The organism is candidate division KSB1 bacterium, from assembly GCA_034506335.1.
Classification (GTDB): domain Bacteria; phylum Zhuqueibacterota; class Zhuqueibacteria; order JANLFK01; family Oleimicrobiaceae; genus Oleimicrobium.
This window is the reverse complement of sequence record JAPDPR010000001.1, coordinates 241524-263564: the sequence shown is the minus strand read 5'-3', so window position 1 is coordinate 263564 and position 22041 is coordinate 241524. Positions and strand designations below refer to the sequence as shown.

Annotated in this window: 18 protein-coding genes; 12 read left to right on the top strand and 6 right to left on the bottom strand. The window is 60.1% G+C overall.

Annotated elements, in window-relative coordinates:
• The first annotated feature begins 422 nt into the window (after positions 1-422).
• The gene (locus ONB25_01105) at positions 423-1121 is read left to right on the top strand and encodes a transglycosylase SLT domain-containing protein (GenBank protein MDZ7391487.1); all 699 of its coding nucleotides are present in this window, start codon (positions 423-425) and stop codon (positions 1119-1121) included.
• An 82-nt stretch (positions 1122-1203) separates the two neighbouring features.
• On the opposite strand, the gene ONB25_01100 is transcribed toward ONB25_01105, so the two are convergent.
• The 3 genes from ONB25_01100 to ONB25_01090 all read right to left on the bottom strand — a co-directional run bounded on the left by ONB25_01100 (position 1204) and on the right by ONB25_01090 (position 5055).
• A complete protein-coding gene (locus ONB25_01100) occupies positions 1204-3006 on the bottom strand; it encodes a peptidylprolyl isomerase (protein MDZ7391486.1) in 1803 nt (600 codons plus the stop codon).
• Positions 3007-3262: 256 nt separating this feature from the next.
• Entirely contained in the window at positions 3263-4267 is a 1005-nt protein-coding gene (locus ONB25_01095) for a S41 family peptidase (GenBank protein MDZ7391485.1), read from the bottom strand.
• Entirely contained in the window at positions 4264-5055 is a 792-nt protein-coding gene (locus ONB25_01090; protein ID MDZ7391484.1) for a hypothetical protein, read from the bottom strand. Before ONB25_01090 ends, ONB25_01095 begins: the two co-directional genes overlap by 4 nt.
• Positions 5056-5283: 228 nt before the next feature.
• On the opposite strand from ONB25_01090, the gene uvrB reads away from it, so the two are divergent.
• The 11 genes from uvrB (at position 5284) to ONB25_01035 (ending at position 19569) form a co-directional block, all read left to right on the top strand.
• Complete coding sequence (gene uvrB, locus ONB25_01085; protein ID MDZ7391483.1) at positions 5284-7308, top strand: excinuclease ABC subunit UvrB; 2025 nt, start codon at positions 5284-5286, stop codon at positions 7306-7308.
• Positions 7309-7352: 44 nt separating this feature from the next.
• On the top strand, positions 7353-8633 hold the full coding sequence (purD, locus tag ONB25_01080; GenBank protein MDZ7391482.1) for a phosphoribosylamine--glycine ligase: 1281 nt from the start codon (positions 7353-7355) through the stop codon (positions 8631-8633).
• A gap of 21 nt (positions 8634-8654) precedes the next feature.
• Entirely contained in the window at positions 8655-9590 is a 936-nt protein-coding gene (locus ONB25_01075) for a GDP-mannose 4,6-dehydratase (GenBank protein MDZ7391481.1), read from the top strand.
• Between the two features lie 3 nt (positions 9591-9593).
• Positions 9594-10751 carry a sigma-54 dependent transcriptional regulator gene (locus tag ONB25_01070; protein ID MDZ7391480.1) on the top strand — a complete coding sequence of 386 codons (1158 nt, stop codon included), beginning with the start codon at positions 9594-9596 and terminating at the stop codon, positions 10749-10751.
• Positions 10741-11244, top strand: coding sequence for a penicillin-binding protein activator LpoB (locus ONB25_01065; GenBank protein ID MDZ7391479.1), 504 nt, complete (start codon positions 10741-10743; stop codon positions 11242-11244). The genes ONB25_01070 and ONB25_01065 overlap by 11 nt, the downstream gene beginning before the upstream one ends.
• A gap of 126 nt (positions 11245-11370) precedes the next feature.
• Positions 11371-12369, top strand: a complete 999-nt coding sequence (locus ONB25_01060) for a tetratricopeptide repeat protein (GenBank protein ID MDZ7391478.1) — start codon at positions 11371-11373, stop codon at positions 12367-12369.
• 817 nt (positions 12370-13186) lie between these two features.
• On the top strand, positions 13187-14380 hold the full coding sequence (locus tag ONB25_01055; GenBank protein MDZ7391477.1) for a glycosyltransferase: 1194 nt from the start codon (positions 13187-13189) through the stop codon (positions 14378-14380).
• 54 nt (positions 14381-14434) lie between these two features.
• Positions 14435-16195, top strand: coding sequence for a glycerol-3-phosphate dehydrogenase/oxidase (locus ONB25_01050; GenBank protein MDZ7391476.1), 1761 nt, complete (start codon positions 14435-14437; stop codon positions 16193-16195).
• A gap of 9 nt (positions 16196-16204) precedes the next feature.
• Entirely contained in the window at positions 16205-17665 is a 1461-nt protein-coding gene (locus tag ONB25_01045; GenBank protein ID MDZ7391475.1) for an APC family permease, read from the top strand.
• A gap of 466 nt (positions 17666-18131) precedes the next feature.
• Positions 18132-18509, top strand: a complete 378-nt coding sequence (locus ONB25_01040) for a hypothetical protein (protein ID MDZ7391474.1) — start codon at positions 18132-18134, stop codon at positions 18507-18509.
• A 202-nt stretch (positions 18510-18711) separates the two neighbouring features.
• On the top strand, positions 18712-19569 hold the full coding sequence (locus tag ONB25_01035) for an RNA polymerase sigma factor RpoD/SigA (protein ID MDZ7391473.1): 858 nt from the start codon (positions 18712-18714) through the stop codon (positions 19567-19569).
• Positions 19570-19627: 58 nt separating this feature from the next.
• On the opposite strand, the gene ONB25_01030 is transcribed toward ONB25_01035, so the two are convergent.
• The 3 genes from ONB25_01030 to pyrF are packed head-to-tail and all read right to left on the bottom strand — an operon-like array spanning position 19628 to position 22035.
• Positions 19628-20578: a diacylglycerol kinase family lipid kinase gene (locus ONB25_01030; GenBank protein ID MDZ7391472.1), complete on the bottom strand. Its 951-nt coding sequence runs from the start codon at positions 20576-20578 to the stop codon at positions 19628-19630.
• A gap of 4 nt (positions 20579-20582) precedes the next feature.
• On the bottom strand, positions 20583-21158 hold the full coding sequence (gene pyrE, locus ONB25_01025) for an orotate phosphoribosyltransferase (protein ID MDZ7391471.1): 576 nt from the start codon (positions 21156-21158) through the stop codon (positions 20583-20585).
• Between the two features lie 46 nt (positions 21159-21204).
• A complete protein-coding gene (pyrF, locus tag ONB25_01020; GenBank protein MDZ7391470.1) occupies positions 21205-22035 on the bottom strand; it encodes an orotidine-5'-phosphate decarboxylase in 831 nt (276 codons plus the stop codon).
• Positions 22036-22041 lie beyond the last annotated feature (6 nt).

Here is a 22041-nt window from a genome sequence, read left to right as displayed (position 1 = left end):
TGGGATCTTTAAGAACCTACCGACGCCGCAGTACAGAGCCTCGTACCGCCAGGGCTTGGCAGTACTATTGCGGGAGCAGAAAAATCACCGCGCAGAAAAAAAGTACTTGACACGGGAGGGCGGTTTTTATATATTATGCACGCAACCGAGCCTGACCCCCTGATACCGGTAACCCCCCTAATCCCGGTTCAAGTTCAAAGCTCGGTTGCGACTTAAGAAGCCGAGCTTGATACTCCGAAACCGGTAACCCCCCTAATCCCGGTTCAATCAAAGCTCGGTTTCTTTTTTGCCCTGGTAAGGGGCAGGTTGTGCGTCAGAGGCTTTTGCGTGATTGGAGCGGCAAGTTCGCCTCCGATTTTGGTAATGGCGGCTTGCCTTTGCACTATATTATGGGGTAGAAGTGCTTGGAAGGAGAGTGTGGCATGGGAAATCGTAAGAACAAACATAGGCGACTGATACGTGGCGTGCTCGCAGCGACAGCAGTCGTCGGCTTCGTTGCCATTGGGGGGCTGGTGCTGCGCATAGTAGGATTCGCGCCAAAACACCAAGTTGAAGTATTGGAGGAATCGATCCAACAACTACGGGCTTCGCTCAACGCTGACAGCATTCGGCAGTACAATATCCAGAAGGTGATGGCCATCATCCAGATGTACAATCCGGCGATGCCATCAAGCCAGCGCTATGAGATCGCCAACGAGATCTACAACATGTCGCTGAAGTACACCAATTTGGACATCGACCTGCTCTGCGCGGCCATCACCCATGAGACCGCTGGCACGTGGAATCCGGAGATCGTTTCACCTGCTGGGGCCATGGGTCTGATGCAGATCATGCCGGCCACTGGCATGTTTTTGGCCAGCTACGAGGGCATTACCTGGAGCTCGCCGGAAGAGGTGCTGTTTAACCCTATCTACAACATCCGGCTCGGGGCCCGCTACCTAGCCAGCCAGATCGAGTACTACGATGTGGACGGTGGGTTGGCCGCCTACAACGGGGGCGAGAAATGGGCTGCCCTGTGGGTAAAGAGTGGGAGGGATGATAAGGTCTTGCCGCGCGAAACACGGGAGTACCTGCCGGCGGTGTTGTCACTCTATGGCGAATTCGCCAATATGAAATTCTGAGCGCCAACCCTGCGCAGAAGCTGAGTCTCAAAAAGAAAAGAGGCCGGTGCTCAGGCACCGGCCTCGTGCGTTCATGCCCCGTCTAATAGCCGTAGTAGCCGCGGAAGTCCTTGATTGAGGCCTTCTTTTTCAGGTCCGCCAGCCACTCCTGGAATGCGCGGTTCCTCTTCCTCTGCAAGAGCTGGTTTCTGAGCACGGCTTTTTGCTGCTCAAAGTCCGCGTTATTGAACTCCTCCCTCTCCAGCACCTGGAGCAGGTAGGAGCCCCGCCTCCCTTCGATGGGTTTTGACACCCTGCCGATGTCCGTCCCGAAGGCGGCACCAAGGAATTGAGGTTCGCGCCCCACGCCAGGCACAAAACCCCCCATGGTAAACCAGTCGGTGGTTTTCACTTCAAGCGAATCTTGGGCAGCCACCTCTTCGAGGCTCATGCCTGCAGCGATCTTCTTGTAGGCCTCCTCGCACATGCGTTTGGAGCGCTCTCGATTGCTCTGCTGCACCAGAACCGCCCGGATTTGCGGCTCGACGTCCTCAACCGGGCGCATCCGCTCCTTCTGAATATCCGTCACGACCAGCACGACGAACCCACGTGGTGTTTTGATGGCGCCACTTGTAGTTCCCTTGGGGGCGGCGAAAATGAAACGGGAAGTCTGTGGGTCTCGCCCCAATTCTGGAATGAAACCACCCGCGGCAAAAAAGTCACTATGGTGGACCTCGAGATTCTCGGCTTTGGCAAGAGCATAAAAGTCCTCACCCTCACGCAATCGATCAGCAAAGGTCCGGGCTGCATAGTTAGCGTTTTCGATTGTGGCGCGGAGCGGACCGAACTTGAGCAGGACATGCCGCGCCTTCACCTTTTCCGTGCCATCCTCCTTCTTCTTGTCCTCCACCTTTATGATATGCAGGCCGTGAACTGTGCGCACTGGCCCAACTACCGCCCCTATCGGGGCTGCAAAGGCAGCTTCCGAGAATGGCTGCACCATCGTTTCCCGGTCGAAATAGCCTAAATCGCCACCTTTGTCTGCAGTGCCTTGGTCGTCAGAGTAGGTCTCCGCTAGGTCAGCAAAGTCCTCGCCCTGCCGTGCCCTGGTGAGGATCTCTTCGGCGAGCCGATAGATTTCGGCAGTGTCGGCCGCAGTGGCTTGCGTGCTGAACAACACATAGTCAATTTTGCGCTTCTCCGGCTCCAGGAAATCGTTGCGATGGGCGCGGTAGTAATCGAGCACCTCCCGGGGGGCAACCTGTGGCTCCTCCTGGCCGTGGGCGGTCGGGTCGAAGAAGACGTACTTCACGCGTGCGCGTTGCTTCTGCTGCTGGTACTCGCGGCGGATTTCGTCGTCTGTCACCCGCACGCTTGCCACAATGGCCTCTTGCAGCTTCTGGCGCGGAAGGTACAGACGCAGAGCCCGCTCCACATTGCGCCAGTACTCGGCAAAACGATCATCCTGCAGAGCCGCCTGGTAGCGGCGGAGGTCAAAGTTGCCGTCTTCGCCCTTGAACACCTCCTGCTCACGTACGAAGTCAGGCGGCTGCTCAAAGATGTGGTGCTTGATCTCGTCGTCTGTCACCTGGAGGCCGAGCCGTTCGAGCTGTTGCGTCAAGAGGACATTCTCCACCAGGAGATCCCATACGCTGCTGCGGATGCTTTCAATGCCGTACTCATCCACGTCAGAACCGGTGCGCTGGCGGTAGGCAGTCAGCTCGTTTTCCAACGCATTGTCGTACTGCTCCCGCGTGATGTCCTGACCATTGACCACGGCGATGACGCCCTGTTGGAACCGGCTTGAGGTCCCGCACTTAAGCCCACCCATCCCCCACTCGAACACGATGGTGGCAAGGAACGCAAGGACCAGGATCATCAGGATGGTCTTCATACTTTGACGCATTTTGGTCATGAGCGGCATACGCGCTATCCTTTCGCGAAGTGAATCCTCATGTGCCCATAGCCCTGCTGCCGCAGGGGCCCGCTACAAAACGGTTGAAATATACGCCTGGCCCTGCAGAAATGCAAGGTCTTTTTCCTCTTGCGCCATGGCGCTTGGGGAAGGGCCGATGAGGGAGGCACTTGTGCGGGGGTAGCAGAGCGACGGAAGACCCGTGGTCAGCATGCCATAAGTGGTGTGGGAGCTCAGCAGCCCCAGTCTACAGCCCTTTGCGCGCCAGGACAATGGCCTTCTCAAGCTGAAGGTCCCTCTGGCGAAGGATGTCCGTGACGCTTTGCTCGACCACAACGTCGGGGATGACCCCATTCCATTCGATCATCTCCCCATCATGGCGGCGGAAGTACTTGACCGGTAGCCTCAGCTTCTTCCCACTGGGCAGGACAAAGAGCTCGGTGTCGCCGCCACCGCCACCGGAGGTGTCACCGACCACCGTCACAGATGGCAGCTGGCGCAGAAGCTCGGTGAAAACCTCCGCAGCACTGAACGAAGCGCCGTTGATCAGCACCACGAGCTTGCCTGTGTAATGGCGAGCTGCTGGCTGGATGGTGCCGGAGCGCACACTGCCGTCCCAATAATATGCCGTCTCCACGACCGGCCGATCGATGAGGCGAGGGAGTATGTACCCGTAGGTCTTGCCGCTGCCACCAGTGTTGTTCCGGACGTCAACGATTAGGCCGAGCGTGTGGAGGAGGCGTTCCAGTGGCTCGTCCACTTCTCTTACCCAGTCGCCCTTGGCGAAGGTGCTGAAGCGGATGTACCCCACAGCTTCATCGACGAGCCCCAACTCGATCTTGTTTTCACCTACTACTGAGAGAGGTTTGGGGAAGTACTTGCGCAGGAGGACCGGGTCAAATGCCCGGGCATCTCCGGCTCTCGGGGGGCGGTAGTTGACCATGGGATAGCCCGCCTCGCTTTGCACTTCAATGTGCCCATCCCGGAGTGGCACAAAGAGCGCAAAGAGGAGCGGATAGAGTTCGTCCCCCCGAGCACAAGCTGCTCTCGGCTCGAAGGCCACACGGAGGCTGTCCCAGTTGACATTCTTGAAGGTGAAAAAAGGATAGTACTCGTCCGCAAAGCGCCAGGCAGCTTCAAAGTCCTGCAGGTTCAGTTCTGGGGCGCCTTCGGGGACAAGAATGTCTGCGCAGGAACAGAGCACGGAGGTGAGTACCACTACCAGCGGGTATGCCAAGCTGGTCGCTTTCATAGGGCTACCACGATACCAAGATAAATCGTATCGGCGGCAAGGAGCAGATAGTCCCATGCCGAGAGGCGTAGGAGCGACAGCCGGTATCCTGCCCGCGCATTCACCGGCCCCCAAAGAGGGCAGAGGAGGTTCACTTCTGAGAGCGTGAAAAGAGCCTGCCAGGGGGCGAGGGGCCTCACCAGTGACGACTTGCTTTCACGCAGGTCGATCAACTTGCCACCCACTGCGAGGAGGCTCACTTCAGACCTGGCCTCCATTCGCAGGTGGTCTGTGAGCTGGGAGTGGAAGGCAAGAGATGGCCCGACAAGAACGAGCGCCGCAGCGGAGTAAGCGTCGAAGAAGCTGGCCCCGCCTCTGGCGATGCGCTGCACGCGTGAGTAGAGAACAAGCCCGGTACTCGGCCCCAGGAGGAACTGGGTACGCCGACCGAATGGGCGCCACTGGCGCACAGGATAGACCCATGCCAGCCGTAAGGTGCCGGTCAGGACTTGCGCGGAAACCCCATAGTTGCTCACCACCCCGGTGGCCACGTCAAGACAGAGCCCAGCGCGAGGCATGCCGTTTCTTGCGCGCCAGCTAATGGCATACCACCACGCGCCCCCTGTGTACTTTTCTTGTGAAAGAAGCTCATCGCGGACCGCGTGGTGACAGCCGCCGGCCGCCACGCCGATTTCTCCTCGCCTGGCGAGGAAAGACGCATGGGTCTCCTTGGTGCTCGCCTGGCTTGCCAGGCCCCCCACTGCCAGCAGCACTCCTGCCGCCCACGACTTCCAATGCAAAGGCCCCATTGCCACAAGCTCCTCTTGGCTCGACACACTCGCCAGGACGGGGCGAATGAGCTCTGCCAGTGATGCGGGCAAAGCCTCCATGGCAGAACCCGAATGGCAACGATAGCGTTCGGTCAAAGGTAACAGTATCGCCGGAAAAAGTCAAGCTATTTCAACCCCTTTTTGGCCTTGACATTTTGGCAGAACTGGGGTATATTTAAGCCGGCAGTTGGACGCAGGACCGAGGCAATGAGCCGCTTTGAGTTAATCACGGAGCTTGAACCAAAGGGCGACCAGCCCAGGGCGATCGCCGAGCTGACCGAGGGCATCCTCCGCGGCCAGCGCTTTCAGACTCTGCTGGGCGTGACCGGCAGTGGTAAGACGTTCACGATGGCGCATGTCATCGCGAACGTGAATCGCCCGACTCTGGTCATCTCTCACAACAAAACCCTCGCCGCGCAGCTATACGGCGAATTCAAGGGCTTTTTCCCCAACAATGCGGTGGAGTACTTCATCAGCTACTACGACTACTACCAGCCTGAGGCCTACGTCCCGCAAACGGACACGTACATCGAAAAGGACACCTCAATCAATGAGGAGATTGACCGCCTGCGTTTGAAGGCCACCAGTTCACTCTTGTCGCGTCGGGACGTGATCATCGTCGCCTCCGTGTCCTGTATCTACGGCCTCGGAAGCCCTGAGGACTGGCAGGCCTTGCTGGTATTCATCGAACGCGGCCAGCACATTGAGCGCGATGAGCTGCTCTCGCGTCTTGTGGATATCCATTACACGCGGAACGACATTGCCTTTGGGCGCGGGACCTTCCGCGTGCGCGGCGATGTGGTGGAGCTCATCCCTGCCTACGAGGAAGACGCGCTGCGCATCGAGATGTTCGGTGACGAAATTGAGGCCATTTACAGCGTGGATGTGCTGACTGGCGAGGTCAAGGCTGAATTAGAGCGCACGGCCATCTATCCGGCCAAGCACTATGTGACCACCTACCCCAAGTTGGAGCAAGCTATCAAGAGCATCGAGGCGGAGCTGGAGGAGCGACTGGCCTACTTCCGCGCCCACAACAAGCTCCTTGAGGCCCAGCGCCTTGAGATGCGCACGCGCTATGATTTGGAGATGCTGCGCGAGCTCGGATACTGCCCGGGCATCGAGAACTACTCGCGCCACCTCTCCGGGCGCGCGCCGGGTGAACGTCCCTACACCCTTCTGGACTATTTCCCCAAGGACTTTCTGCTTTTCATCGACGAGTCTCACGTGACCATCCCCCAGATTCAAGGGATGTACCACGGGGACCGTTCGCGCAAGGAGACGCTGGTGGAATACGGGTTCCGCCTCCCATCGGCACTGGACAATCGCCCCCTGCGCTTCGACGAGTTCGAATCCCTCATTAACCAGGCGGTGTTTGTGTCCGCCACGCCGGCCGAGTATGAGCTGGAGAAGTGCCAGGGAGTGGTGGTAGAGCAGATCATCCGCCCCACTGGCCTGGTGGACCCCGAGATTGTGGTCAAGCCTGTCAAGGGGCAGATCGATGACCTGGTCAAAGAGATCCGCGAGCGTGTGGCCCGCAACGAGCGCACCCTGGTCACTACGCTCACCAAACGCATGGCGGAGGACTTGACGGACTACCTCGCCGGCCTGGGGATCCGCGTGCGCTACCTGCACTCGGAGATCGATGCCCTGGAGCGGGTGGAAATCCTGCGGGACTTGAGGCTAGCGGAGTTTGACGTTCTGGTGGGGATTAACCTCCTGCGGGAAGGGTTGGACCTGCCGGAGGTCAGCCTCATTGCCGTACTGGATGCGGACAAGGAGGGCTTCTTGCGCTCTGAGCGTTCGCTCATTCAAGTTGCTGGAAGGGCGGCGCGCAACGTGGCCGGCAAGGTGATCTTCTACGCTGACCAGATAACTTCCTCTATGCAACGCGCCATTGAGGAGACCAACCGCCGGCGCATTATTCAGCAGAAGTACAACGAGGAACATGGCATCACGCCTACCACCATATACAAGTCGGTGGAAGATGTATTGGGCGCTACGCGGGTAGCCGACGCCAAAGCGAGCAGGTGGGCACGCGAGGCCGAGCGCACACAGTCGCTGACTGCGCGCTGGAAGAAGATGACCCCCATGGAGCGGGAGCAGCTCCTGGAGCAGTTGGAGGCGGAGATGATGGAGGCGGCCCGGCGCCTGGAGTTCGAGCGCGCCGCAGAATTGCGCGACCAGATCGACGCCCTGCGCGGGCGGAGCAGAAAGCTTAAGGTGCAATTCTAAGCCCTGGGGGATACCATCCCAATACGCACACACGGACGAAGACTATGAAGGTACTGGTGGTCGGAGGAGGTGGGAGGGAGCACGCCCTGGTCTGGAAGCTGGCCCAAAGCGACCAGGTGCGCAAGCTCTACTGCGCGCCTGGCAACGCGGGCATCGCCCAGGTGGCCGAGTGCGTGGATATTGCGCCCACCGATATCAGGCGGCTGGTGCAATTTGCCCGTCGACGCAGAATCGACCTGACGGTAGTGGGCCCTGAGGCCCCGCTGGTCGCCGGCATTGTGGACGAATTCCAGCACCACGGCCTGCGCATTTTCGGCCCCACCGCTGCGGCCGCCGAGCTGGAAGGGAGCAAGGCCTTCGCCAAGGAGTTTGCGCGACGGCATGGCATTCCCACCGCCGCGTTTGCAACCTTCACGGACCCCGAAGCCGCCTGGCGTTACATCGACCGGCACCCGCTGCCCGTAGTGCTCAAAGCCGACGGCCTGGCTGCCGGCAAGGGCGTCGTGGTCTGCGAGAGCCGCGAGCAAGCCCGCGTCGCCTTGGAGGCGATCATGGTCCAGCGAGCCTTCGGCCAAGCAGGGGAGACGGTGGTGGTGGAGGAGTTCTTAGAGGGCGAGGAGGCCTCGCTCCTGGTAGTGACCGACGGCGACAGCTACCGCTGCCTGGCACCTGCCCAGGATCACAAGCGGCTCTTCGATGGAGACCAGGGCCCCAACACCGGCGGCATGGGTGCCTATGCGCCTGCGCCTGTGGTTGATGCGCAGCAACGTCGCCTCATCGAGGAACAACTGGTGCGACCCACTATTCAGGGGATGCTCCAAGAAGGGCGGCCCTATTGCGGTGTCCTCTACTTCGGGCTGATGATCACCCCCCAAGGACCGCGCCTGTTGGAATACAATTGCCGCTTCGGTGACCCGGAGACTCAGGCGGTGTTGCCACTCTTGGCAGACGATCTGCTGGTGCTCATGAATGCCGCCATTGATGGCGAGCTGGCGAAGGTGTCCATCAAAGAGAACACCGCCGCCGCGGTGTGCGTGGTCATCGCCTCTGCAGGCTATCCTGGTTCCTACGAGAAGGGCAAGCCCATTGCCGGCCTGGATCGCCAGTTTCCCGAGAACGTACTCATTTTCCACGCCGGAACGAGGATGGCTGACGGCCAGGTGCTCACCGATGGCGGGCGAGTACTGGGCGTCACGGCCGTGGAGGAGAGCATCCCGAAGGCGATCCGCACCGCCTACGGCGTGGTCAAGCAGATCACCTTTGATGGCGCCTACTATCGCAAGGACATCGGCGCGCGCGCTTTGCAACGGTTGCAGCGGACGTAGAGCAGGAAAGGGACGGAGCAGATGCGGATACTGGTCACGGGAGGAGCGGGTTTCATTGGTAGCCATGTGGTCGATGCGTACATAGCGGAGGGTCACCAAGTCACGGTCGTGGATAATCTGAGCACGGGGAGGCGCGAGAACGTCCACCCCAAGGCGCGTTTCTATGAGATGGACATCCGGGACGCCGCGCTAAACACGGTGTTTGCCGAAGGGGGCTTTGACGTGGTCAACCACCATGCGGCGCAGATGGATGTGCGGCGCTCGGTGGAAGACCCAATCTATGATGCACAAGTTAACGTACTGGGCACCATTAACCTCCTTCAGAACTGCAAGCGCTACGGTGTGCGTACCTTTCTTCTCGCCTCCACCGGCGGCGCTGTGTATGGGGAGCAGAACGTTTTCCCTGCCGACGAAGAGCACCCGACGTGGCCTGCCTGCCCCTATGGTATCACCAAGCTGGCGTGCGAAAAGTACGTTCATTTCTACGGCACCACCTATGGCATGCGCTACTTCATTCTGCGCTATGCGAATGTATACGGTCCGCGCCAGAATCCCTTTGGGGAAGCGGGCGTGGTCGCCATTTTCACCACTCGTCTGCTGACCGGGAAAGAAGCGTTCATCCATGGCGATGGTAAGCAGACGCGTGACTATGTGTACGTCGATGACGTGGTGCGGGCCAACGTGCTGGCCTTGGGTGCTGCCAGCAGCGACTACGTCAACATCGGTACCGGGATCGAGACGGATGTGAACACCATCTTTGCCAAACTCAATGGGCTATGTGGCGCGCATCAGAAAGAGGTGCACGATGCGCCAAAAGAGGGCGAGCAGCGGCGGAGCGTGCTTAACATCGCCAAGGCCAAAGAGGTACTGGGGTGGGAGCCTGAGGTGAGCTTGGATGAGGGTCTACGGCGGACCGTGGCCTGGTTCCGAGCGCAGCTGCAGACGGCACAGGTGTGAGCGTTGGACGACCAGGAGCAGACAACGGCGTCTTGGGCGGAGGAGACAGGCTTTGTCGCGGTCTCCCAGGCGATGCAGCGCGTGCTGCGAGCGGTGGAGCAGGTAGCACCCACCGACATTTCGGTGCTCATCACTGGGGAAAGCGGCACGGGCAAGGAGCTCATTGCCAAGGCCATTCATGCGGCAAGCCTGCGCAACGATCACCCGCTGGTGGTGGTTAACTGCGGCGCCATCCCAGAGGGGATACTCGAATCGGAACTGTTCGGACACGAGAAAGGTTCCTTCACCGGCGCAATTGGGACCAGAAAGGGGTACTTTGAGATCGCCGACAAGGGCACCATTTTCCTGGACGAAATCGGCGAAATGCCTCTTGCCACCCAGGTCAAGATCCTGCGCGTCCTGGAGTACAAGGAGTTCATGCGCGTGGGCGGCAGTAGCACGGTGAAGGTGGACGTGCGGGTCATTGCCGCCACCAACAAAGAGCTGGAAGCCGAGGTCAAGAAAGGCACTTTCCGCCAAGACCTCTTCTTCCGGCTGAATGCGGTCACGATTCACGTGCCCCCTTTGCGGGAGCGGCGCGAGGATATTCGACCAATGGTCGATCTATTCGTGCGCCGCTTCTGTCGCGATAACCACATCGAGTTTGAGGGCTTCACTGAATCCGCCTACCACATGTTGGAAAACTATCCGTGGCCCGGCAATGTGCGCCAATTGAAGAACCTGGTGGAGAGCATCATCGTGTTGGAAAAAGGAAAGCGTGTCTCCGATCAGGTTCTGGCGCGCCACCTGCTGCCCCCTGGCGAAGGAGAACGCAGTTTGCCCGTGCCGGTGGGCAAGACGGTGGAACAGGTGGAACGCGAGTTTATCTACCGCGCGTTGGTGGAGTTGCGCAATGAAATCGCTGAGTTGCGCCGGCTCATCTACGACGGCCTCATCGCACCCCGCGGCCTGATGCCATGGCGAGGCGCCCACCCAGAACCGGTGGTGGATGTGGCCGTAGACGAGCAGCATGAGGAGACTGTCCACGCCCTGCGCGACAGCGAACGGGAGGCGATTCGTAAAGCGTTGCAGGCCACCAACAATAATCGCCGAAAGGCGGCAAAGTTGTTGGGCGTGTCGGAACGGACCATCTATCGCAAAATCAAGCAGTATGGTCTTTAGAGCTCCATACATTTCTGTACTGGCCCTGGTGGCGATGCTGCTGCCGTCTTGTGCCTACTACTCTTTTTCCCCAGGGAGCGCCTCGCACATCAAGACCATTGCCATCCCCTTGTTCGAAGACCGCACCGCCGAGTTTGGCATCAGGGAGCAGATGACCGAGGCCCTGGTGCAAGAGTTCACGCGCGACAACACCCTGCGCATCGTAGAGCGAGATGCCGCGGACTCGATACTGGAGGGGGTCATCGTCTCCGTGACCGACCGGGCTGGCCCCTATGACAAGCAGGAGATGGTACAGGAGCTGAAGGTTTACATTACGGTGGACGTGCGTTACTTTGACGTGAAGAAGAACCAAGAGGTCTGGAAGGATCGCTTGACCCAGTGGGGGGCATACGACCCGAATGCGGGTGGCACCGCCGCGCGCCAGGAGGGGGTGAGTGAAGCTATTCGCAAGCTGGTCACTGAGATCCTGAACAGAACCGTAGCAGGGTGGTAGGGCGGAGGCTTCCCTGCAGGAAGTTGTCAGCACATAGGACCCTTCTGCTGTATGAAAAACCGTGGCGGTCGAGGTGGGGCCGCAGAGGGTCAGAAGGGGTACTCGATCTAAGGCGGGGATGCACATATGACAACACCTCCACACATTGCACAAGAAATCATAGCCGAGCTTGAACCGGTGCTTGCTCAGCACCCGGACTCCATGCGCTTTGCCCGACTGGCTGATGCATACATCGCCGTCGGCAGGCCGGACAAAGCGGTGGCGGTGTGCGAACAGGGCCTGAAGTACCACCCTCGCTACGTCACTGGCAGGCTGGTGCTGGCAAGGGCCTTCATTGCGCAACGCGAACAGACCAAAGCCTTACACGCGCTCAAGGCGCTCCTGGACCAGGACCCGCGCCACCCTCTGGCGTGGAAGTGTTATGGAGACTTGCAGCACAGCGTGGGCAAGGACGAACCGGCGGAGCTGAGTTACGCGGAGCTCTTGAACCTGGACCCTTGGGATGAAGATGTGCGCGCCGCATACAACGCTATGCGCCAACACAGGCTCTCTCCCTCCGAGGAGGAAGCCGCCGCGCCGGCGCCTTCAAGCACCGCCGCCGAAACGCCGACCTTAAGCCCTCAGCCTGACGCGGTAGAGGACCGGTTCTCGTACATCCTGGACGACATCTTTCACGAGGAGCAACCCCCTCCTGCAACGGTGGAAGAGGAGGAAACTCCCGAGTCTGAAGCTGTGGACATCCAGGAGTTTTTTTGGCCCGAGTCGGAGGCGCCTGAAACTGGCCTGGAGGAACTTGAGCCAAGGATCGAGGAACCTCCAGTCGAACCAAGCACTTCTGAGTCTGTGAGTGAGCAGCTGTTCGAGAGGGTGGAGGAGCCACCTCCTGTCCCGGAGGCGCTGGCAGAAGAGCCTCCTGCGCCGGCTCCTACGCCCCAGGAGCCCACTGCCGAAGAAGAACGTATCGTCACGCCTACGCTGGGTGAGATTTATGCGGCCCAGGGCCAATATGCAAAGGCCATCAGTGTATTTACGATTCTGGCACGCAAGCACCCAGACAACCCCCGGTTCCGCGAGAGGATTGAACAGCTGCAGCGGAAACTGGATGAGTCCACAGGCAAGGAGTGAGCCGGCCTTTCCTGGCACTGAACGGCCTGCTTCTGCCGCGGGGGGACGCAGGTCCTTCCGCTGGCGGTGGGGGTCAAGTGTGACGGCTCCCTTCGAGACCCACCCCGAAAAGGGGACGTGAACGGTTCGGCTGCTGGCGCAGGCCACGCCGCACCCGACAGATGGGAGCGCTTGGTCCGTTGACTGCTGCGGTGCGGAGGCTGGCGCTGACAGGCCTACGCTCCCGTCTTCTCCATGCGAGCGAGATTGAGTTTCATTATAGAACGGGATGTATCCTGTTGGGGAAGCCCCTTGCACGGAAGGTGCGCGCGAACTCGGTGCAAGACGGACCTTTAGAAGCCACTTTGCGGGTAGCGGGCTGAGGTAATAGCGTGATGTGCCGACGCTGTCGTTGGGTTGTTGTCGTGCGTCCACAGTGTGACCTGTCAGAAGGTGCCGAGCACAAACCTCTCGTGGCGATGCCCGGCACGACGTGTTTGCCCAATTCTGTCGCGTCACGGGAAAGGGCACACGCAATGCTGTGGTGTGGAGGTCACTAGGGGCAATTCGGGTGGCAGTCTATGAGCTGGAGCAGCCACCTGCGCTCCCGAGGCAGCCAAGGACTCTCTCGCCTATCACCTTGGTCACTGTTAAGCGCATCGTGGGGAAGGTCTTTGCCAGAAGGGGGATCGCGAGAGAATAAGGCAGTGGTTTCACTCTGTGCCGAGTCGTCTGGGCACCCTGCTGCAAGGGGAACAGAAGGTACGCCGTTGTGCTGCTGGTATCCTCATCTGGAGGGAGGCCCCGGGGCGCTAGCGCGGAAAGTGAGGTGTGGGCGGTGAAGATCTTGATGCTTTTGCCACAGCCATTCTTTGAACCCCGTGGTACTTCTTTTAGCTCGCTCCATCGCCTGCGCGCCTTGGCCGACATGGGGCATCATGTGGACTTGCTCACCTACCCTTTCGGCCGCGACATCAGCCACCCCAACGTGCGCATCGTACGCATCCCTAGGCTGCCCTTTGTCCGAGGCGCACGTGTTGGGCCATCGAAAGAGAAGCTGCTCCTGGATCTGGTGTGGATGATCCCTTGGTCGGTGCGCATGGTGCTCCACACTCGTTATGACCTGATTCATTCCCATGAGGAGGCTTGCTTCTGGGGCGCAGTTCTGGCAAAGTGGCGCGGCATACCCCATCTGTACGACATGCATTCCAGCCTCCCCCAGCAACTTGTGAATTTCCGATATACCACTTCGGGCTTGGCCCTGGGATTCTTCCGCTGGGCGGAGAAGAAGACCCTGCGGAATGCTCGGGGCGTAATTGCCATTTGTCCAGAGTTGGCTCGGCACGCTGCCACGGTGGCGCCCTGCACCCCGATCACAGTTATCGAAAACGTTCTTGAAGTGGCCGACCCGCCCAACTCGGTGCGCAAGAGCCCTGAGGAATTGCGCCGGCAGTACCACCTTGACGGACGCAGGGTGGTGCTCTATACGGGGACATTTGAGCCATATCAGGGCATTGACCTGCTCATTGACGCGGCGGCTGAAGTGGTCCGACGATTTCCTACCGCGCTCTTTCTGTTGGTGGGGGGCAGGCCGGAGCAGGTCACTCACTATCGTCGACAAGCTGAGGAGCGCGGCGTTAGCGCTCACTGCCTTTTTGCAGGGGCAGTGCCCCCAGAGCGCATCAAGGACTTTTACCGGGTGGCCGACGTGCTGGTAAGCCCCCGCTTCGAAGGGACGAACACGCCGCTCAAAATCTACTCTTACCTGCGCTCCGGCGTGCCCATTGTGGCCACTGATCACCTCACCCACACGCAGGTCTTGAACAACCGGGTGGCCATGCTGACGGGTATCTCGCCTACTGCGCTGGCGGACGGCATTGTGAGCGTGCTGGGCGACGCGGCCCTGGCCACGCGGCTGGCGCGTGCGGCACGAGCACTTGCCGAGGAGCGTTACAGCCCTGCTGTATACCATGATAAGCTTCGCACCCTGCTGGAACAGGTGGTGGATGGTCCATCCAGACACCATCGTTGATGCTCAAAAAACGGTTTGGGTCATTCGGTTCTGGTAAAGGAGAGCTCTGATTGCATGGAACGGAATCCGCAAGCACTGTCCGACCACGTTTTTGATGTGCTCATCATCGGTGGGGGGATCTATGGGGCCACCGCCGCCTGGGAAGCATCGCTCCGTGGGCTGTCGGTCGCGCTCATTGAACGCGGCGATTTTGCGTCCGGTACCTCTGCCAACAGCCTGAAGATTATCCACGGTGGCCTGCGTTACCTCCAGCATCTGGACCTGAAGCGGGTGCGCGAGTCCGTCAGGGAGCGCCGTATCCTCCTCAGCATCGCGCCCCACTTGGTTCATCCCCTCCCGTGCGTGATGCCCACCTACGGCCACCTGATGAAGGGAAGTGAGGTGATGCGCCTTGGTCTTCTGGCCAATGACCTCCTCAGCTTTGATCGCAACCGCCTTGCGGACCCAGACAAGTGGATCCCCGCTGGGCGGGTGATCTCCCGCAAGCAGGTGCTGGAACTTTTGCCTGGCATCGACCCCGCTGGGGTCACCGGTGGGGCGTGCTGGACCGATGCGCAGATGTACAACTCTGAGCGCGTAACTTTGGGTTTCTTGTTTTCGGCGGCAAGAGAGGGGGCGCAGCTTGCCAATTACGTGGAAGCTACCCGCCTGTTATGCAAAGAGGGGCGGGTGATAGGTGTGCACGCTCGCGACTCGCTCAGCGGGGCGACCTTCGATATTCGTGCCAGGGTGGTGGTCAACGCCGCCGGTGGCTGGGTCAACGAACTGCTAGCCGCCAGCGGATTACCCCAGGTGCCAATGCGCCTTTCCACCGCCATGAATATCATCGTGCGCAGGCAGTTGCTTGATGGCTATGCTGCAGGCGTGTACGGCCGCTTCAGCTATCCCACCCCCAAGGGCGGGCTGTACGGTGGTCGCCATGTGCTCTTCATGGCGCCGTGGCGGGGGCGGACTATCATCGGCACTTTTCATCGCCCCTACCATGACGCCCAGGTGCGCCTGGTGGTCACGGAGCAAGAGGTTGAGCAGTTTCTGCAGGAAGTGAATAGCGCCTACCCGGGTGCGCCGCTGCACGCTGAGGAGGTGCTCTTTGTGCACAAAGGCTTCTTGCCTATGGATGGGATCAATCCCAAGACGGGCGAAGTGGTGCTCACCAAGCACTATCGGCTGCACGACCATGGGCGCGCCGGCGGTCCTGAAGGCCTCATCTCAGTGGTCGGCGTCAAATACACCACTGCGCGGGATGTGGCGGAAAAGCTGATAGACATGGCGTTGCGCAAGCTTGGCCACGAACCGACTCCCTCGGCCTCGCGCGCTCGGCCCCTAATGGGAGGGGAGATCACGCGTTTCAGCTCTTTCTTGGAGGAGGCAACGGCCCGCACGCGGGATTCTATCACGCCGGAGCAAGTACGGCACCTGGTGTTTACGTATGGTTCCGAATACCAGCGAATTCTTGCCTACGGACAGGAGGACGCGGAACTGCTAAGGCCAGTGCACGGAGCAGGCGAGGTATTGCAGGCAGAGGTGGTGCACGCAGCGCGCGAGGAAATGGCTTGCACCCTGAGCGACGCCTTGCTTAGGCGTACCGACCTTGGCAGCGCCGGCTACCCCGGTGACGAGCCTGTGGTGTCGTGTGCCAAGTTGATGGCGAAGGAGCTGAGATGGTCCCCGCAGCGACTGGCAAAAGAGACTGACGAGGCCCGGCGCGCCTGTCGACCCGAGTACGAAGCCGGGCTAACCGCGGACAGGACTCCTGCGAAAATGGTCATCCGCTCCCAGGAAAAGGTGCTGGAACGGGCAGGGCAGAAAGGTTAGGTACTACCCTTGCTTGAGGAGGCGACCATAGAGCACCCTCGGGCCACGGTGCGGCGAATCTTGGGCCCATTTCACTTGGCCCTCTTCCTGACCGTCGCCCTGGTCAACCTGAACAGCACTCCTGTGGTGGCAAGCATCGGCCCAGGTGCCTTGCTCCTTTGGTTACTCGGTTTTCTCCTTTTCTTGCTCCCAGAAAGCATCGCCGTTTTGGAGCTCTCCCGCCGGTATCCACGCGAAGGGGGCATATACAACTGGACCAAAGCCGCTTTCGGTGATGCTCATGCCTTTGTGTGCGGGTGGTGCTACTGGACCAATAACATCTTCTACGTCCCCACGCTCCTCTTCTACGTTATTGGCTTCACTGCTTTCATAGGCGGCGAAAAGACTGCCTACCTAAGCCAGACGCCCGCGGCGATGGCGAGCATCTCCTTATCCCTGCTGGTGCTTATCACCCTTGTGAATATCCGCGGCTTTGAGGTGGGGAAGTGGGTACAGGGCATCGCAGTGTTGGCCACAGTCATGACTACCGCCGTGGTAGTCGCGGTAGGCATCCTGGCTGTTCAGCGACGCGGGATGGCCAACCCACTGTCCGTATCCGCGCTCACTACGCCGTTACACGATTTGCGCGCTTTTTCTCTGCTGAGCATCGTCTGCCTCAACTACGTGGGCCTGGAGCTGGGCTCAGTGCTCGGTGATGAAATCAAACGACCATCTGTTTCCATCCCACGGGCGGTTGTGGTTGCCGGGGTGTGTACTGCGGGTCTGTACCTCCTTTGCACCTTCGCCCTGCAGGCGATTGTTCCCGCGCAGAAGATCGGCCTGATCGAGGGGCTCTTGCAGGGGGTGAGCATTGCTGCAGCCGACCTCAAGCTCCTTTGGCTGGTGCCACCTATTGCCATTTTGATGAGCCTCAACGCGGCAGGCAATACCTCGGTGTGGTTAGCAGGGTCGGCGCGCATCCCGTTCGTAATCGGCCTGGACCGCTACTTGCCCAGCGCCCTTGGGCGCACCCACGCGCGTTACCTAACCCCCTACGTATCGCTCCTGGTGCAATGCGCCGCTTCGGGTCTTTTCATCCTCTTTACCGCGGTGGGTTCGACCGTGAACGAAATGTATCTGATTCTACTTCAGGCCACCACGATCTTGCAGCTCATCCCTTACCTCTACATGTTCGCGGCCTTGCTGAAGGTGCGCGTGACCCCGCACTTGGCTGCGGCGGAACAGGGCTTTTTCAAGCGCGGATGGGTGTGCGTGCAAGGGGGCACCCTAGGCCTGACCGTCACCACCGCCGGCCTTGTGCTCGCATTGCTCCCGAGCCGTAGCGTCAGCCACGTTGGTGTTTTCGAGGTGAAGCTCTTGGTCTGTGTGGCAGCTTTCCTTATTCCCGCCAGGGTTGTATTCCAGCACCATCGCCGCCAAATCGCCGCCAAATCTCTGGCGCCCCAACCACTAGAAGTTCTGGCTGAGTAGCCCGCGGAACCGTAGGCTCACCCAAGCGCAAAGGTAGAGGTGTCCCTGATGAGCGGGAGCGCTGACGAAGCGCCACGCCAGTTTCTGCCTCTGCGGCATGAATGTGCGCGGCGGGACAACCCCCAGGCCAAAGCTTGCGCAGTGAGCTGTCGCATACCCCGAGACGGGAAGAGGCCCGGCAAAGCGCTTTTTTGGACGCACGCACCTGTCTGCCTGAAGTGTGCCTGAACGTGCGAGCAGAAATATGTGCCTGGGCAGTCATTTTCGAAAAGCTAGGGCCTCAGGGGGAGTGGCCCGGTGAGTGTTTGGGGCTGAGCGCTGCCGCGAGACCGCGCTTTTAGGGGTTGACAGACCCCCAATTGTTTACTATATTTCAGACTGCGCGCGCGGCTAGCTGTCTTCACGAGCTGCTCCCCTCTGCGGTTCCCGCTAGGGACAGCGCGCTAATGCCACCTGGGAGTCGTTGATGGCACGCAAGAGCAAGAAAGCGGTCGCATTCTTTTGTCCCCAGTGTCGCTTAGACCGCCCGATGAAGCGCGCCGGCAAGGGTCTGGGGGGCGAAATTATCTGGTTGCGCTGCACCGTGTGCGGCAAGCGAACCCTTGTGAACCGTCAGGAGTGGGAGGACCTCCTGGCCGGCCGCGAACGTAAAGATAGGCCCACCCTTCAAGAGTATCACCCCAGCGCCACATTTGCCATCGGTCAAGAGCTCTACCACCCCGTCTGGGACGACACTGGACAGGTCATTCGCAAGGAGGTGACTAGCGGTGGACAGCACATGATAGTGGTGGCTTTTGCCCGTCTTGGTGAAAAGAAGCTCGTGGAGAGCCTGGGTGTCGCCTAAAGGCGCTCCGACGGCGCCGATGCCGGCCCCTGTTCGTATGAGGCTTCCCTCACGTGGTGACCAGCTTTCGCAGCCAGCAAAGGAGGTGAGACGCCACGCCCCTACCGCAGTTGTGAGCCACACGCTGTCAAGCGATGAGTGCGACCCTGAGTGCACGCGGAGCGGGCTGTAATGCCCGACGATCCTGTCGCAAGGTAGGTCTATGGCCAAGAAGAGCTACGTTACAGAGTCCCACTTTAAGCAGTCGATTGAAAAGTACCTAGAGGAGATTGGCAACTACTCGCCACTCCCTCCTGAGCAGGAGATAGAGTTAGCGCGACGCATCCGCAATGCGGACACCGAGGCATTGGAGCAGCTCGTCAAAGCAAACCTACGCTTCGTGATCAGCGTCGCCAAGGAGTATCAGGGACAGGGGCTACCGTTACAGGACTTGATCAGCGAGGGGAATTTGGGGCTCATCAAGGCCGCACAGCGATTTGACGAGACGCGCGGTTTCAAGTTCATCTCCTATGCCGTGTGGTGGATCCGGCAGTCCATTTTGCAGGCGCTTGCCGAGCAGTCGCGAGTGGTGCGGTTACCACTCAATCGTGTGGGGGCGATCAACAAAGTGGGGCGCACCTTTGAGGCCTTGGAGAAGGCCTATGGCCGCGAACCAAGCATGGACGAGATTGCTGATGAGATGGACCTGAGCACGCAGGAGGTGGCCGACGTGCTCAGAAACGCTGCCCGCCACATCTCCCTGGATGAGCCGCTCAGACAGGAGGAGGGGACCAGCCTCCTGGACGTCTTGGAGAGTGACCGCTACGATCCACCGGATGGCACGCTCATGCGCGAGTCACTGCGCAACGAGATCGATAAGGTGTTGGCCACCCTGCGTCCCAGGGAGGCCGAGATCCTCCGGCTATACTTTGGCCTTGATGGTGACCGCCCCTTGACGCTGGAGGAGATAGGTGAATACTTTCGCCTCACTCGGGAGCGCGTGCGGCAGATAAAGGAGAAGGCCCTGCGCCGCTTACGGCATCGCTCGCGCTTAGAACCTCTGCGCAAGTACTTGGGTTGAACTGGACCACGGGGCCCCCATCACGGTGGTGGGGGCCCTCCTGTCTTCTGTCGATCCCTCAAGCGGGCACAAGGCAAGAGAGCGCCTGCGGCAGGAGTTCAAAGGTTACGGGCGCTCGACCGGGTTGCTCCCCGTCCAAGTCCAGCAGCACCTCGTCACCCGAGGTCACCGTCACCCGCCGGCCGCGGAAATAGCGCACCTTGGGGTGGGCGCCCAGGGTACCGCGATAGAGTCTGGGCACATTGCCAATGACCTCCAGCCTACCCACATCGCCGATGACCACCACCTCGAACAGCCCGTCGTCGGCGCGGGCCTCGGGTGCCACCCACATGCCACCTCCAAAGTATTGGCCATTGGCGACAACCACCGCGTTCACCGTGACGATCTCGTCGATGACCTCATCGATCGTCAAGTGCACCAGTTTGTTAGAGTACGTTGCCAGTGTGGTCACCAAGCCACCCAGGTAGGAGAGAAAGCCTCCGAGGGCCTTGCTACTGCGGTTAACGCGAGCTACCACCGCGCCGCTGAATCCCACATCTCCCACGTTGACAAAGAGGCGCTGGTTGTGTCCTCCCTGATGATCCACAAAAATTGCCCGCCCGAGGTCCACACGCCGCACCGTGCCTCCCGCAAGCACCTCGGCGGCACGCCGAATATCAGGTGGAATACCCAAGGTCTTGACAAGGTCCTTCCCAGTTCCCAGGGAAAGGATTCCCAAGCGCGTGTGGGCGAGTGCTGCCGCAAGGCCATTAACCACCTCGTTGACCGTGCCATCGCCCCCTGCGGCGACTACCAGGTCGAAGCCTTGCGCCGCGGCCTCCCGCGCTAGCTCGATAGCATGGCCGGCTCGCTCCGTGAAACGGACCTCAAAAGGCTCCTTCAGGACATCGCTCAACACGCGAGCACAGACGGGCCACTCACGACCGGCCCTGCCGTTTGCCGCCTTGGGATTGACGATGACGCACAAGGGCATAGATGTGAAACGCCTCGATTGTTCCGACCTCTCCATCTGTTCAACGCTTCCGGCTGCCTGGCTTGACAAGTGGCAGGCCCCGTTTGCACAACGGGCATTTGTCCGGGGAATAGGTGACGACCTCAAGGCGCATGACCGAGAAGAGGTCAACCTCAAACTTGGCTTTGCCGCCACTGCGGTCCACGATGGCGCCAAGGCCCACCACCTCGCATCCGGCCTCGGTGGCTAAGGCCATGACCTCGCGCACTGAGCCGCCGGTGGTAATGACGTCCTCCACAACCAGCACTCGCTCACCTGGTTGCAGCTCAAAGCCACGACGGAGGCACATCTTGTCTTCTTCGCGCTCGGCCCAGATGGAACGCCTGCTCAGCTGCCTGCCCACCTCCTGCGCCACCACGATTCCGCCAATGGCGGGCGCAATGACTACATCCACGTCCGCATCGGCAAAATGCTCCGCGATCTCGCCGCAAAGGGCTTCGGCGTAGTGGGGGTACTGCAGGACCTTGGCGCACTGGAAGTATTGAGGGCTGTGCAGCCCAGAGCTCAGCAGGAAATGCCCTTCCAACAGCCCGCCACTGCCCCGGAATATGCGCATGACTTGTTCTCGTTCCACCATGAGCCTCCTGTGTTGAAAGTGTCACGTGTACGTGCCAGGACGATCCTCACCGGCTCCGTTTGCGAGCCCGCGCGGCATTGATGGCATCGCGCAAGGATTGTGCCTCGGCGCGCGCAGCTTCGGCAAAATCCCGCCCGGAAGACTTGAAGATAATCCCCCTGCTCGAATTAAACAGGGCTAGACCGCCACGGTCATCTGTTCCATTCGCGACGGCCGCTTCCAGATCTCCTCCTTGGGCCCCGATCCCAGGGATGAGAAAGGGTAACGTAGGAGCAAGGCGTCGTACCGCCGCCAATTCATTGCTGTGGGTCGCACCCACGACCAGGCCGCAATTGCCCAGCCTGTTCCAGCGGTTTACCACGGTGGCCGTGTATTCGAACAAGCGCACCTGGCCATCGGAGAAGTATTGAAAATCCTTAGCCCCTGGATTCGACGTCAGACACAGGAAAAACACCCCGTGCCTCGGGCTGGCAAGAAACGGTTCCACCGCGTCGTAACCGAACAGCGGATTAGCCGTGGCAGCGTCAAAGTCGAGGAGTTCAAAGATCGCCTTCGCATACAGACGGGCCGTATTGCCGATATCGCCGCGCTTGGCGTCGCCGATTGCCAGACAATCAGACGGGATCGCCGCGCGCAACTGTTCCAGTGCATGCCACCCTTCAGAGCCGTGGGCTTCGAAAAAGGCAAAGTTGAGTTTGTAGGCGGCCGCGAGATCGTGGGTGGCCTCAATGACGGCGCGCCCAAATTCGACCATGGCCCTCGTACCACCCCCAAGGTGGACTGGCAGCCGCTCCTGTTCGATGTCCAGACCCACGCAAAGAAGGCTTTCCTTCTCCTGGGTCACCTGTTGCAAGCGATCGGCAAATGTTTCTGCCACTGAAAA

Coding starts and splice junctions, on each gene's coding strand:
- pyrE (MDZ7391471.1), bottom strand. CDS start 21,158: ATGGTGGAACGAGAACAAGTCATGCGCATATTCCGGGGCAGTGGCGGG.
- uvrB (MDZ7391483.1), top strand. CDS start 5,284: ATGAGCCGCTTTGAGTTAATCACGGAGCTTGAACCAAAGGGCGACCAG.
- purD (MDZ7391482.1), top strand. CDS start 7,353: ATGAAGGTACTGGTGGTCGGAGGAGGTGGGAGGGAGCACGCCCTGGTC.
- ONB25_01090 (MDZ7391484.1), bottom strand. CDS start 5,055: ATGGGGCCTTTGCATTGGAAGTCGTGGGCGGCAGGAGTGCTGCTGGCA.
- ONB25_01060 (MDZ7391478.1), top strand. CDS start 11,371: ATGACAACACCTCCACACATTGCACAAGAAATCATAGCCGAGCTTGAA.
- ONB25_01075 (MDZ7391481.1), top strand. CDS start 8,655: ATGCGGATACTGGTCACGGGAGGAGCGGGTTTCATTGGTAGCCATGTG.
- ONB25_01050 (MDZ7391476.1), top strand. CDS start 14,435: ATGGAACGGAATCCGCAAGCACTGTCCGACCACGTTTTTGATGTGCTC.
- ONB25_01095 (MDZ7391485.1), bottom strand. CDS start 4,267: ATGAAAGCGACCAGCTTGGCATACCCGCTGGTAGTGGTACTCACCTCC.
- ONB25_01105 (MDZ7391487.1), top strand. CDS start 423: ATGGGAAATCGTAAGAACAAACATAGGCGACTGATACGTGGCGTGCTC.
- ONB25_01065 (MDZ7391479.1), top strand. CDS start 10,741: ATGGTCTTTAGAGCTCCATACATTTCTGTACTGGCCCTGGTGGCGATG.
- ONB25_01030 (MDZ7391472.1), bottom strand. CDS start 20,578: ATGGAGAGGTCGGAACAATCGAGGCGTTTCACATCTATGCCCTTGTGC.
- ONB25_01040 (MDZ7391474.1), top strand. CDS start 18,132: ATGGCACGCAAGAGCAAGAAAGCGGTCGCATTCTTTTGTCCCCAGTGT.
- ONB25_01100 (MDZ7391486.1), bottom strand. CDS start 3,006: ATGCGTCAAAGTATGAAGACCATCCTGATGATCCTGGTCCTTGCGTTC.
- ONB25_01035 (MDZ7391473.1), top strand. CDS start 18,712: ATGGCCAAGAAGAGCTACGTTACAGAGTCCCACTTTAAGCAGTCGATT.